Source organism: Rhizobium sp. N731, from assembly GCF_001664145.1.
Lineage (GTDB): Bacteria > Pseudomonadota > Alphaproteobacteria > Rhizobiales > Rhizobiaceae > Rhizobium > Rhizobium esperanzae.
This window is the reverse complement of record NZ_CP013604.1, coordinates 256,558-270,401: the sequence shown is the minus strand read 5'-3', so window position 1 is coordinate 270,401 and position 13,844 is coordinate 256,558. Positions and strand designations below refer to the sequence as shown.

The window sequence follows — 13,844 nt, the reverse complement described above, 5'->3', positions numbered from 1 at the left end:
ATATCGCCGTTGGGGGTATCTTCTGATAATGGCCGTCGGGTTCGAAAACCTTCTGGTTGAGCCCCTAAAAGATCACCCAGGTACTCCCCAGGCGCCTCATGAATAACGACACCGAAGCGCTTGAACTCGAATCGCTCGTATCCGGACCCGTCGCCAAGCCCAAGGCGACCGTCCGACACGATGTCGATGAATGATCGACGTGCGAGCTGACCGGAAACCGCAAGGTCCGGTCGACATCATCGGGACGCGCCCATGGGCCCCATCGGCACGCGTCGGCGAATAGCGGCGAGATCCGTCTCGTCGGCGCGTTCCAGTTCTCGACCATCGGCGTGCGCACATAGCCGAGCTCTTATGGCCGTCAGGCCCACTCGACGCGACGCCAACTCGCATGCCAAACTTTTCGTGATCAAGATCAGGCCCCTTCCAGGCAGCGTAGCCGTTGCGTCTGGGGCGCCCAGCAACCCGCCCAGCGAGGCCACATTGAAGATCGCAGGGCCGCGCGGCAACGCCGCACCGCACCGTTCCGCTTCCAGGAAGATCCACGGCAACGACAATGTCGCCGTTTGTCGCAAAGGCATCGACCAGAGCGCGGCCAATCCCGCCTGCAGCGCGTGTAATGACGGCGGGTGTCTGCTTGCTTCATGGATTAGCTTCTCCTGCTCCGGCGTATGCGATCTAACGCTAAAGGAGCCAGATGACAGCAAGTTAGCACCACGTCCCGGAAAAGAAGAGTTCGGCACCAGCTGAACGCGCCGCTATTCCGCCTCGGCTTTTCATGCTCTTTGCCGCTTCCGAGCGTATAGACCGGGTCGTTAGAATGCGATGTTCCGATCGGCTGCCTGAAACCGAACCGCTCAAACTCTGGCGACGCCGCCTGCTGTGTCTGCTCCTCGAGCCAATCATAGACCACTGTGCGGTCGGCAATTCTCCACTCCCCTTCCCTTTTCAGAAAATGGTCGCAATATCGACCACATAGGAGAAACCTGGCAACGTTTGATCCGGCCGCAGTCCGGCCCTCGTTGGAGCGCAGTGAAGTAGCTCTCGACAGGTGCTTCAGCCGGGCTGATAAACTCAATCAGAACGTTGGTGATCTGGTGGATGTTGCGCGGTTCGGTCTTGAAGACACCAAGCGTGAACTCAATGAATCCCTCGGCGGAGCCCGTGTACGCTCCGTGAACGTCCTGCGCATCAGGCCAGAAGGAGCTGCGCAGCCCCGCCTCGTCCGCCCGTCTATCCCGCGGCAATACCGATAGGACAGTCGCGGATCGTTTCGCGATCATGCAATTCGACCCATTTTCGTGGTCCATGGCCCGTCGCAAGTCTGGTCTTGAGTTGAAAATGGCGTTCTATGCATCTGCGAACGGACATTCGCGCCGTCGGCGCTTGACTTGGCCTCGCAATGCCACTTCCCAGGGAACGTCTGTGAACTCAAACAGCGTGCGTAGGACAGCAACTCCCGCGCAATCAAGGACCATTGGTGCGTTGGATTTTGTCTGCAAGAACAGCCAGGGCCTCTCTGCGCTTGTGTGGAAGGTAGCTAACGGTCCATTCGGCGACAATGCGATCGACGAGTTCGCCAGAAAGAGCCCAATGTCGACTGGATCCCCGTTTGCGGCCGCCGGGGCTGCCGGTGCCTGTCTCGGCGAAGTCTCCTCCAAAGCCTGTATCCGAACGATCCTGCCTGGCTCCCAATCGGGCTCGTCTGACCGAGCGGGAGCGGCTGATCGACGCGAGGGAGAAATCTGGGGCCAGGCGGCTCGCCTCTCGGCGTCACCCCACGTTAGGCTGGTTATGCCATCCGCGGGCATCAAATCGGGGTGAAAGAAAGTTCTAAGCCTGGTGTGGTCGAGCGGCCCGACCTGCCCTCCTCAACTCAAGCACTCGAGGCGAGCCGCCATTTTACCGGTGTAGGTCTATTGTCGAATGCCTGACAACCCTATGTCGGGTCGCAAATGGAGGGAACCGGACAAAAAACTCTAACCAATTGAAAACTAACGCAATTTTCATTGGCATGGCCCTTGCTTCTTGAACCGCGACGTTAAGCAGCAACGGAGCCTTTAATGCCCCCACCAATGATTTCGCTCAAGAACCTGACCAGCACGACAACTATGAACCAACTGCTGGCCACAGCGAAGTCCACTGCTTGCGCCGCGTCATTGTGCGGTTCGTCCGCAAAGCCGCACCACGTCGAGCCGGCTGTCTGGGAGAAAATCACGGACCTTTCCTGCTATTTAGAAAAAGCGCACTACTATTTCGCGCGCATGCACGTCGTAGCCGCACCAGCTTGCAATATCCAGTGCAACTACTGCAATAGTAAATACTGCGCCAACGAAAGCCGGCCTACGCCTGACCAGGCGCTGCGAAAGGTCGTTGCGGTCGCCAATGAAGTCCCTCAGCTTTCCGTGCTCTTTATCGCCGGACCAAGCGATGCCTGTTATGACCGGAAGAAGACAAAGGCGACATTTGCACGCGGAGCCACAGAGGTCCCCGATATCAAGCTGTGTCTTTCAACCAACGGTCCGGCAGTGCCAGACCGTGTCGGCGAGCCTGCTGACATAAATGTTGATCACTTGACGATCACCATCAAAATGGTCGATCCGAGAGCCGGCGCGAAGATATCCGCGCCACTGCAGGGCCGAGCCGCAGCTCAGCAGAAGCCCGGATACAAGCAGACCCCGCGAGCACATAGGCATCCAAGTCTCGATATTCGTCCAACATGCCTGGCACTCTCGGGCGCAGCAGCGCTGAGCTCTTGGTCATCTCCCCGCGCAAAATCCCCGTTTGCTCTCTTTGATGCTTCGGGAGCATCCCGATCACCGCTTCTGTGTCAGTCTGCTCCCGTCTCCAACGCTGCGGCGACCTCCTTGCGCAGCCATTTATGCTGCGGGTCGTGATGGCACCGCTCGTGCCAGATGAGCATGACCTTGTACGGTGCCGGCTCGAGGGGTGGATCAACAACCCTAAGCGGCAGCATCGCGGAAACTTGGGTCGCAACGCGGCGCGGGACGAGCAATACCAAATCCGTCCCCGAAGCCACCACCGCTGCCGTGAGAACGCTGGAAAAAAGTATGGGACTACGATCCTCTCGCAGGTTGGGCAAGTGGTCGTAGATCGGGCCGAAATGGTCGGGGGAGTCCGTACTGATGGCAGCGTGACGCAAGGTCGCGAAGTTGTCGATCGTCCATTCCTGCGCCAGCGCGGGATGGTCGTGGCGCAACAAACACGCGAAGCGGTCTGTATAGAGACTGCGCCGAAAATAGCCAGGCAGTTGCACGTCAATATGCCCAACGGCCAAATCAATATCACCTTGCTCAAGCCCCCGCACGGCACGATCAAACGGCAAACAGGCGAGTGTGTCGAGATGAGGGGCACGCTCGCGTAACCACGGCAGGAGGCGCGGTAGTACAGCCAAAGCTTGATGATCGGGGATCGCCAGCGTTGCCCCCCTCCCCCATTCTTTTGAGATTACGCTGCGGCTTGTCACCATCTCTCGGATCGTACGCAGTGCCGACGGCAGCCTTTGAGCCAAGTGTTCGCCTTGCGGCGTTGGGATCAAACCCGTTGAAGACCGCACCAGCAGGTCATCATTGAACATGCCGCGCAGCCTTCCCAGTGCCCGGCTCATCGCCGGTTGACTCCGCCCGATGTGCTGGCCCGCGTGCGTCACGTTCCGGTATTCGAGCAGAGCCTCGAGCGCGACCAGGAGGTTGAGGTCTATTGATGCCAAGTTTATCTGGTGTCCAGTGAGGCGCTCTCCTCTCCAATCTTGCAACATCTTTCGCCTATAAGCGAGTTGATCCGTCACCTCTTTTTCTACATAGCGTTTCATGACGTTCATTCCTCAACAATCAATTCCGGGTCCAACGTTTTCGAGTTCATCTCGGCGGTGGAGCGCGGGTGACAACCTCATGGCATTGTGCCATCACGCGTCCAAGGGGCGGCCAGATCTGTGTGACGATGGCGATCACATGGAACATCGGGGTGTCCCACAGGAATATAGCGCCCGTGTCGACTTCCCCGAGCCCGTTGCAACAGTCTCGGATCCGATGCTGGGGTGCTTGGGTGAAAGAGGCGCACGCGCTCGAGCACAGCGTTGCAATAGGCCTCGGTCGCATAATACGCGATGCGGTCGATGTCGCTCAGGTGAACACCTGCAGATGCGAGGCAATATTGAATCGAACGCATTGGTAACTTGTTGGAGTGCTTGATCCGGTTAAGGCGCTCCTCCTCGACCGCCGCTATCACTCGCCCGTCGCGAACGGGAACCGCAGCCCCATCGTGCATAAAGGTGCTCGGTAGATCGGACGAATTTTCGTAATCTTTGCTTAGACCGCCACTGAGCCCTAGACACAGCATGTTGCTCTCCAGTTCGTTTCGGAAGGTAGGTCGCTCTGGCCTGGCCACCGGCCTTCGTAGTTTCATAGGGTGGCGCTTGACAGTGCAGCTAGAGCTCACGGGGTCGAAGCCGATACCATTAGTGACCGGCGCGGCGACATTGCCGACAACCGATCCTGCGCAACCTTCTTGATCATTGTTGCGACGCCGCACAGAAACCCGGGCCGAAGCGCTTGCAGCAGAACTGCCTAACCTATCCACATCACTCAATCCTTCATATTTCGGCCCGACAGCCGCAAGAAAACATCACGAGGTTTGGTGGCCCTGCAAAAGGCGCAGACCAAGTCCTCGCGGCTGCGAGCGCGCCTGCTCTGGCTTCTAGTGATTGTGGGAGATGCACTCACAGGTTAGTCGACCAGGGAACAGTGCTTCTTGTGAGAGCCCTATCAGCACTGAAACGGGAGAAGCAACGGTGAAGATTCTGCCCGATCACGACCAGCGTAAGATAACAATCGAGGCCAGGCAACTGACAGAGGGCTCCAGGTCGAATTTCCAGCATCGTCTCCGCACCTGAGGACCCATTTTTTTAGAACTCCACATAATCTACACAGCGCTCTTCAGCGTTTTCTAAGGGCAATCGTTTTGAGCAGTAAAATCGTTTTTGTGGATGGAATGCGTGCAAAAAGGAATGGGTGGATTCATAGCAAGGCGAGCGGCACTTTCAAACAGCGGCCGTGATGATCAACGTTTACGGCAAATCCGCCTCCGACGTCGGTGCCGACGACCGACCTCCGAAATCCTCGTGTATCGTCGTACCCGCAACACTCCTTCTCTACTGTGAGCGTACGGTGAGCTGTTTTTGCTGATCGGCCAAATCAGGCGATGTTCTGGCATTAGAACCAGCATTAGTGCTGACATTAATACCAGAACGAAGAGGTTTCATGGCTCGCATAGAGATCATGTCCGGTACCGAGCGCAGACGGCGTTGGTCGGACGAGGCGAAGCTGAGGATACTTGCGGAAGCTGATGAGCCCGGTGCTCGCATTGGCGATGTGGCGCGCCGGCACGACATTCATCCGGGCCAGATCCGCTTGTGGCGGCAATCATTCAACTATGCCGATCGGCCGACGGTGTTCCTCCCGGTGGAAATCACGGAGGAGGTTGGCGTAAGCCAGCCGTCTACCGCATCAACAAGGCCGACGATCGTTGAGATCTTGCTTCGAAACGGTCGGAGCTTGAAGGTTGCGGTTGACGTTGAGTTGAAGCTGCTTGGCCCGCTCGTCGCTTGCGTGGAGGCGGTATGATCGGCCCATCGGGGAATGTGAGGGTCTATCTGGCCTGCGGAGTGACCGATATGCGGCGTGGCATTGATGGTCTGTCCGCGCTGGTGGAGACGGTCGTGAGGGAGGCACCGGGCTCGGGCGCAATCTTCGGCTTTCGCGGAAAACGCGCGGACCGGATCAAGCTGCTTTGGTGGGATGGCCAGGGGTTCTGTCTGTTCTACAAGATTTTGGAGCGCGGATACTTTCCCTGGCCGACGGCGAAAGAGGGTGTAGCGCACCTGACGCAGGCGCAGCTTTCGATGCTCGTTGAGGGGATCGATTGGCGACGCCCGGCGTGGACTTCCGCTCCCGGCCGAACGGGATAAAAGCTATATTTTGCAGGGGCATGGGAAGCTTAACGCTGGTGCGTCAGAGGCAAATCGGCTAGTTTCGCGGATATGGAAACAGCGCCGCTGGACAGTCAGGACGAGCTCAATACTTTGCGCGCACTCGTCGCGGAACAGGCGGCAAAACTTGAGAGCCAGGAAGCCGAGGTCATCAAGCGAGACTCCATAATCGGGCTTCTTCGCGCGCAACTGGAGCTTCTCCGACATCGGCAACATGGCGCGTCTTCGGAAAAGATCGACAGGAAGATCGAGCAATTCGAGCTGATGTTGGAGGAGATCGAGGCCTCCCGGGCCGAGGCTGAACAGCGCTCCGGGAAACCGCCTCTGCCGGAGTTGGACGACGCATCCGAGAAGCCGAAGCGCAAGCCTCTACCCGATGATCTCACCACCGAAGAACTGGTCTATGCAGCTCCCTGCAATTGCCCGACCTGCGGTGGCACTTCGTTCCTGAAGGCGGCCGACAGAGTGGTCCAGGTGCTGGAGCACGTGCCGGCGTCGGTCAAGATTGTCCGGCATGTCGAGAAGCGCATGATCTGCAGGGAATGCGATACGACAGTGGCTGGCGAGATGCCGACCTTGCCGATCGAGCGCGGCAAACCCGGGCCGGGGCTGCTCGCCCACATCATGATCGCCAAATTCGACGATCACATTCCCCTCTACCGCCTGTCAGAGATGTACGACCGGTTGGGGATAGACATCTCCCGATCCGTAATGGCCGACTGGGTCGGCCGGGTATCTGCATTGCTGACACCACTTGTCCTGTTAATCAGGGCCCATATCGCCGCACTCGACCGAATACATACGGACGATACCCCGGTCGATGTTCTCGACCCCGGGCGGGGCAAGACAAAAACCGGCAGGGTCTGGGTCTACATCTTTGACGGCAGTGGCTATCAATCCGCCACTCCCGCAGCCATTGCCTATTACTACAGCCCCGACCGCAGGGGCGCACATCCGGCTGATCACCTGGCAAGCTTCAGCGGCGTCATGCATGCCGACGGCTACGGGGGTTACAAGAAGCTCTATGGCAACCAGATCATTGAAGCCGCCTGCATGGCGCATGTGCGCCGCAAGTTCCATGATGTGATAAAGCTCAAGCCGTCTCCGATCGCTGAGGAAGCGCTGTCACGCATCGGCGCTCTCTACGATATCGAGAACCGTATCCGAGGCATGTCGGCTGACGAGCGGCGCACCCTGCGCCAACACCATGCCCGGCCTGTTCTGGACGAACTCAAGGCCTGGATCGAGGCGACACTCTCGACTTTGCCTCAGAAGCAGAGGCTGGCCGAGGCGATGCGATATGCCCTGTCGCGATGGGCAGCCTTGAGCGTCTACATCGACGATGGCCGTGTCGAAATCGACAACAACATCGCTGAACGAGCCATGCGTCCGCTTGGAATTGGAAGGAAGAACTGGCTGTTTGCCGGCTCGGACAAGGGCGGCGAGCGCATCGCCAACATCCTCACCATCATCGAGACGGTCAAACTGCAAGGCCATAATCCAGAGGTCTATCTGACGGATGTCCTGACCCGGATCCAGGATCACCCCGAAGACCGAATTGAAGACCTCCTGCCTTGGAACTGGACGCCGGCAAAAGCTCGATGCGAGGCCGCCTGATGGCGCGCTCGAGGTTCATCTACACACTCAGCCAAGTCGCCGGCATGATCGGCGAAAACCTCGAACTGATCGAAGAAGTGACCGCAAACTCGGACAACATCTCCGAAGGCGAACTGGTTTACGTCGGCGATGGCAGTGAAGACGGCACGAAGGGTCTGACCGAGAATGGCATCGAAGAACTTCAAAGCCTACTCGCCGACATCAGGACGTGGGACGGCGGTATCCGCGAGTTCCTCATCGACACACAGTGCGATCCTGAAATAATCGACCGCATCATGGCCGATGAGATGAAACGCGGCCTATAGATTCCATCTCTCGACACCCGAAAATGCGTTCGCCGGACGCTTACTCTCTACTCTGGTTTTCAGCCGATAAACCTAGCCGCAGCTTCGCCAGTCGGCACGTCGATAAGCGTGATCGGGCTTGCTGCAAGGAAACGGCGTTGGTTGTTGGTCGGCGCTGCCGCATCCAGCACCGCAAAACGTGGTGCGTTGGATCGCGTCATGATCCGTCGGGCGTAGGTGCGCAGCATCTGGTCGTTGAAGCGGCAGCCGATGAAGAAGAGCCTCTGTTGGTGCGCCGCTCCTTCACCGCTTCGCTGACCCACCTGAGCGGCGGAACTCCTTCCGTCGCTGATGAGGCCGTTGATGGCCTGCTCGCCCGGCCTTCCGGTGGGTCGGCCGGCATCGAGACAGGCGATTATTACGCGGCGGGCGCGGCGCGCGAGGTTTCGATGCGCTTCAGTCCATCGGTGATGGCCGCGAGCCCTTCCCGCAGCGTCTGCCCTATAGTGCCCGGACCGATGTCGATTGGAGGATTGTCAAGCATGGCTACAATGTCGCTGCCGTTGAGATAATCGAGCTTCTTCTGGACTGTGGTTCGGACACGCTCGGTCGCGCTCGACAGTGCCTCACCGTTGCGTTCGGTGATGGCGGAGAGCTGATCTGAAAGCTCTCCTCCGAACTGCAGGAAGATGTCGTCGACATACCTCCACGTTCCGCCGCGGGCTTCCACATCGACCATCTGGTTGATCTTGCTCTTTACCTCATCCCGCAGCGTCAAGGCAGTGTCGAGATGAGCCTGCCATATAGCTATGATACTTTCGACCGAGTTCTCGATGGATTTGGTCCTTTCGGGCTGGTCTGCGATGCCAAGAAGGACCAGAAGTTGATCATCGTTACCGAGCCGCGGGACCACCGCTGCGATCAGACGCTCCACAACCGCGCGCCTACGGGCTGCATCGCCTAGTTCCTTCGGCCATTGCGACGACACTATCTTCGCAATCCTCTCAGAATTCGCGTTCTCTAGCGGATAAGAAAGCTGTCGCTCCTGAGCCTTTGCCTTGATCAGACGGAACAAGGACTCTACTACCTCGTCTTGATCGAGAGCGCCCGTTGGAACTCTGTTCAGATCGATCCCATTCACCACGACCTCTTCGCGGCGGTCGCCGTTTGTCTCGCCCTGCCCCGCCCCATCGGGCATGTCATCCACATATTGAAGATTTCGCAGATTCTCAGGATAGGCCAGCATCAACAGAAGTCGGCCGGCGAAGTTGTGCAGCGTTGCCTCCTGCTCTTCCGGAGGCGTCGCAGCCAGCACACGTTGCAGCCAATCCGCGATCTTCGTGGTCAGATGGGACAACTCTGCGGTCTGTCCCGCGCCAATTTGCGCGCTGAGACTTACTGCGTGATTGGAAATGGTCGCGGCCGCGGCGGCAATGCCCTCCTTCACTTCCGGGAGAAGCTGCTCCAGGAGCTCAGCCCCGCCTTCACGCTTGCTTCTCTCTTCAGTTTCTTCAACACTCCCTGCAGAGTTCCCTTCCGCGCTATCGAGCGCCGTCATCGGCCGATTGAATTCTTCAGAGTCGTCGGGTGGAAGAAATTGGGAGTTCTCCTCGGCGTTCATCTCAAACTGCTGAATGTCTTCTTCAGTTAAGATTCCTGCTTCCTGCATGTCAGGCAACCTCATGCGGAAGTTCACGAAATACTTCTTCATCACCTTTTGGACCTGCGGGAACCCGGCCTTTCCACCATCAGCCAACTTGACGAGGATAACGCCGTTTTCGTTCATCCTGCCCGTGCCTCTCCGCAGAAGCGAAAAGTTCTCCTTACTACTATCCTCATCATCTTCAAAAGGCATGTTTTTCAAAGTTTGTGCCAATCCATTGAGCTTTTTCTTACTCACCAGGACAGCAGGCTTCCGCAGATCGCCAACCGTGCCGACCGCAAAGCAGAACTCCAAATCCGCTCTGTTCTTCGTCTGGTCGATCAACTGCAGAAATTTCTTCGCTCTTGTCCTATTGTGCTTCATTCCGGCCATTATATCTCTCCAGTTTCCTGTTCTAGATCAGTGTACGTCGGTTGATAGGGTGGGACAGGATCTGATCACCCAACTTCCCGAAGATCTGCCTGATGGAGGTGACCGCGCTCTCCAGCGGTCTAGTCGAGCGGGAAAGCGGCGCGCCGAGATCAAGCGACGATCGCCGCCAGTCGCAGCCGTGACCGCCTCCGATCCGGCCGGCAACCGACATGCCGACCTCTCCCGCCGCAGACCTGCGTGGGCGTCTCGTGACCCCATAGGGCTTTCCCAGCGCCAGTCGGATGCTATCCCGGCGTTCATAAGAAATCTGGACATCGGAATTCTGACAGCAGATTGCGGGACAACGGGCTCATCACGCTGTCAGGCTGGAGGTTAAAAACCGCCCAATGGCGACCGGACACCAGTCGTACCTGAATAAGGTCCCCTCCTCCCAATGGCTGCTTATCCGCCTCATTTAAGAGGCGAAACAGCGCCCAATGGCCGCTCTTGGAGAGGGTGGCGCCTTGAAAACCGATGAAAGCGACGGAAGCGCCGCCGACGCCGCCGGCCGTAGGCCAATGGAAATGCATGGCCGCGGCGGCCGTTCCTCGTCGATGTTCGAGGCGCTGGCCGTCGATGTCTACCACCACCTGGTCTGTCAACGGATCGGTCTCGGCGACGGTGAGCAGGAATCCAACTGACACCTGGCCGGCATCATCGAACATGGTGTCGCGGATCGTGGCTGCCCGTTGGAACTGGGCCAAGGTATTGCGGCCGATAGGGAAATCGACACCGCTCGTTGGCCGAAACTGCCACGAACCTTTGGATTTGTCGACGAATGGGGAAAGGTTCTCGGCGAAGAAAGTGTCGATCTCCGCCTTGCGGCCGAACAGCCGGGCGAAATCGCTCAAAGGGATATCCCGGCGGGATCCGCTCGCGAAGGGATACCGTCCTTCGGTAGCCCGTCGGCACAAATCGCCGGGGCCGCCCGCCCAACCGCTCGCCAACCCGCGCCTCATGCCGCTGACGGTTAGGTCCGAGCTGTGGCGGCTGAGGCCGAGGATCCATTGCCGGATGGGTTCGGGCAGATCGGCCGCCCCCGCCTCGATCTGTTGGATGGCGACGCCCGCCTGCCCGTTGTGTTCCAAGATGTTCGAACCCGCCAGCCCCTGCGCCTGGCTGAGGGAGCGATACAGTTCGCCGAGATCCCGGAGAGCACTGTCGATCGGCGCCTGCGCGCCCGCTTGGCTGTTCGACGGCACTTCGACCAGCTGGTGCAGCCACCGGAAATGATCGCCCATATAGAGCTGGACGTGAGCTTCAGGCGTGTCCGCGGCCGGTTGAGACCGGAACAGTGCCTCGAGCTCGCTTGGCAACACCTCGCCCTGGGGGACACTGTCACCTTTCGTCAAGCCGTCCTCGGGAGCCGGTGGTTGCTTGAGCTTTAGCTCCTGCGCCGCCGCGAAAAGGAACAGGCGCATTGGTGACGTCGGCGCGGACAGCGTGTTCAAGGTGCGCAGCGCGTCATCGATACCCCCAGACGGGCGGATGGACATATCGCCAATGAGCTGGTCCCAGCGCAACGCGAACTCCTGAGCGTAGAGATCCGCCGCCGAACGCCGCAGCTTCTGGCTCACATCACCGGCTGCAATCGGCGCGACTACCTGTGAGTCGAGAACCCAGCCTTCTGCAGCGACAGCGTCAGCCACTTGCGGCAGCAATCGCAGGAAGGTTCCGTAAAACCCCGCCCTCGTGTAGATGCCAGGAACCCCCTCGCTGAGCGGCTGTCCCGATTTGCGAGCCAGGACGCCCTGCGCCAGCGGCCCGGCATGGTCGGCCAGACGCCAGGTTGGCGCCCGCGAGGCTTCGGGACTGGTCGCGATGATGTCGAGGACGCGGCGCGCCATCGAGACGGTCTGGAGCTTCGCGCGGCTCCTCTCGATCAGTTCGCCATTAAGCTCACTATGGGGCAGCGGCCCTTCCATGAGTGCATCCAGGTGATCAGCGAGCGCGCTGCGCAGGCCGGCATCGGCTTCGGCCGGAAACATCACTCGCCAGTCGGCAGCCATCCAGTTTTTGACGACCGCGCGCTGGAGCGGACCCTGCTGACCCAGCATCAGGTAAACCTTTAACGCCTGGTAGACGAACTGATCATCGTCGTGCCGCTCGACCAATAAGGTTTCCAACCGGAACATCAGCCGCGGCAGCAGGATGGTGTTCACGGCGCGGCGGTACGCCGCGAGCGTCTGAACCTTGATTTTCTTACTCTGGTCGAGACCCGAACTTGATAGGCGGCCGCCCGCGCTGTCGCCGTTGGCATCACGCAGCCGCTGAAGCAGTGGCAGGATGGGTCGAAGATCGCCACTCTCAACCCGGTCGAGCTTCAGCTTTTCAGCCCCTCTGGCATAGCTGCCAGCCATTAGGCGAACGCTCTCGATCAGCTGAACATTCCGAATATAGCTGAACGTCCATAAGACGCTGGCGGTAACAATGACCGCCGCTATCATCGTGTAGGCGCCATACCGGATCCGCCGCTGGCGCCGATCGAAGCGGTGATTGGCATCGACGAGCCCAGCTTCGGCGAAAACGACTTCGCGCAGCAGCCGGCTGATGAAATAATTACGGCCCGGGCCACGAAGCGCTGTACAGGGCGGCTGAGCGATCTCGAAGGTCTGAGATCTGGCGTTCGCAACTCGATCGAAGGGCATGCCAATTTGCGTGCCGCTTAAGAAGTAGACGCCGCGGAGCATAAGCGGTTCCTGGAACGAATTCCCGCCAAAGGCTTCCTTCAAGAACTGTTGCGTCAGGTGCTTGAGGCTAGCGACCTGCTGTGGGAAGCCGAACATGAGCGCACGACGCTGGAGGTTGCTTTCGTGCTGCATTCGTTCAAGCAGCCTTTCGTTTAGGCGGCCAACAAGCGCATCGTATGCTGCGGCAAACGCCATCGGATCGCCTTCGTCCTCCGACGCCTCTTGCGCAAAGGTGAACCCCCACACCGCCTCCCGCCCCTCGCGACCCAGATCGTCGAAGAATTCAACAAATCCCGCCAGCAGATCGCTCTTAGTGAAAAGCACATAAATCGGCAGTTGCAGGCGAAGCTCCCTGTACACTTCGAGGAGCCGCTCACGGATACAGCGCGCGCGATCGGCGAGCACTTCCTCGGATGTAGAATTCAGCTCGCTGATTGCGATCGTGACTAAGACACCGTTCAGCGGCTGCCGTGGCCGGGAGCGTCTGAGCATACGAAGCAAGCCACGCCAAACCGCTTTGTCCCGGTCTGCATCACCCTCCTGTACCGTGTAGCGCCCAGCAGTGTCGACGAACACCGCGTCATCGGTGATCCACCAGTCGCAGTTTTCCGTACCCGCTAACCCACCGGCGGCTCTCAGACCGGACCTCGCCGCCATCGGAAAGCTGAGCCCGGAATTGACTATTGCTGTGGTCTTCCCCGAGTTGGGCGGACCGATCATCACATACCAGGGCCGCTGATAGAGCCACCGCCTGCTGATACCTCCTGCGTAGCGGCGCCCCTTGAGTGTGGTAAGGGTCTCGCGGAAACGATGACGAATCGCCTCCAGCTCTCTTTCAGCAAGCGTGCTGGCTTGCCCCACACTTCGGTCGGAAGGCCTTGGGTCTCCCTTCTTCTGCTCGGCCCCACCCGCGTCCAGCGCTCCCGACACTCGTGATTGGACGAGGTCTTCAAAATAGGCCTGAACCTTGTAAAGCTGGGACTGGATCAAGTAGATCACGGTGTATCCGACCGGAATCAGCATCGATGCCGCGATCTGGCTGCGAAGGCTGTCAAGCGGCGCAAATCCTCCGACCGAGATATGCGGTCCGAGCGTGAAGATTAAGGCACATACGATCGCCGCCCCGCCGACACGGAGCCATTGCCACCTAAGCGCTTTCTTGATTGACTGCATGG

At 59.0% G+C, this 13,844-nt stretch carries 7 protein-coding genes and 3 pseudogenes; 5 read left to right on the top strand and 5 right to left on the bottom strand.

Annotated features, from left to right (window positions below):
- Positions 1-2,060: 2,060 nt before the first annotated feature.
- Positions 2,061-2,618, top strand: a pseudogene (locus AMK02_RS30625) (radical SAM protein); the annotation flags it as partial.
- Between the two features lie 209 nt (positions 2,619-2,827).
- Here AMK02_RS30625 and AMK02_RS24460 read toward each other — a convergent pair.
- Positions 2,828-3,838, bottom strand: a complete 1,011-nt coding sequence (locus AMK02_RS24460; RefSeq protein WP_012489527.1) for a LysR substrate-binding domain-containing protein — start codon at positions 3,836-3,838, stop codon at positions 2,828-2,830.
- A 191-nt stretch (positions 3,839-4,029) separates the two neighbouring features.
- Positions 4,030-4,356, bottom strand: a pseudogene (locus tag AMK02_RS31435) (carbamoyltransferase N-terminal domain-containing protein); the annotation flags it as partial.
- A gap of 920 nt (positions 4,357-5,276) precedes the next feature.
- Here AMK02_RS31435 and tnpA point away from each other — a divergent pair.
- From tnpA to AMK02_RS32625, 4 genes are all read left to right on the top strand, one after another.
- Complete coding sequence (gene tnpA, locus AMK02_RS24455) at positions 5,277-5,639, top strand: IS66-like element accessory protein TnpA (RefSeq protein ID WP_009996987.1); 363 nt, start codon at positions 5,277-5,279, stop codon at positions 5,637-5,639.
- Complete coding sequence (gene tnpB / locus AMK02_RS24450; protein WP_009996986.1) at positions 5,636-5,983, top strand: IS66 family insertion sequence element accessory protein TnpB; 348 nt, start codon at positions 5,636-5,638, stop codon at positions 5,981-5,983. The genes tnpA and tnpB overlap by 4 nt, the downstream gene beginning before the upstream one ends.
- Before the next feature lie 72 nt (positions 5,984-6,055).
- On the top strand, positions 6,056-7,621 hold the full coding sequence (locus AMK02_RS24445) for an IS66-like element ISRel19 family transposase (protein ID WP_009996985.1): 1,566 nt from the start codon (positions 6,056-6,058) through the stop codon (positions 7,619-7,621).
- The gene (locus AMK02_RS32625) at positions 7,621-7,926 is read left to right on the top strand and encodes a hypothetical protein (RefSeq protein ID WP_009996984.1); all 306 of its coding nucleotides are present in this window, start codon (positions 7,621-7,623) and stop codon (positions 7,924-7,926) included. The genes AMK02_RS24445 and AMK02_RS32625 overlap by 1 nt, the downstream gene beginning before the upstream one ends.
- Before the next feature lie 59 nt (positions 7,927-7,985).
- On the opposite strand, the pseudogene AMK02_RS24435 reads toward AMK02_RS32625, so the two are convergent.
- The 3 genes and pseudogenes from AMK02_RS24435 to tssM form a co-directional block, all read right to left on the bottom strand.
- Positions 7,986-8,224 (bottom strand): annotated as a pseudogene (locus tag AMK02_RS24435) (SIR2 family protein); the annotation flags it as partial.
- A gap of 99 nt (positions 8,225-8,323) precedes the next feature.
- Positions 8,324-9,940 carry a hypothetical protein gene (locus AMK02_RS24430; RefSeq protein WP_012489526.1) on the bottom strand — a complete coding sequence of 539 codons (1,617 nt, stop codon included), beginning with the start codon at positions 9,938-9,940 and terminating at the stop codon, positions 8,324-8,326.
- A gap of 296 nt (positions 9,941-10,236) precedes the next feature.
- Entirely contained in the window at positions 10,237-13,842 is a 3,606-nt protein-coding gene (gene tssM / locus AMK02_RS24420; RefSeq protein ID WP_012489525.1) for a type VI secretion system membrane subunit TssM, read from the bottom strand.
- Between the last annotated feature and the right edge of the window lie 2 nt (positions 13,843-13,844).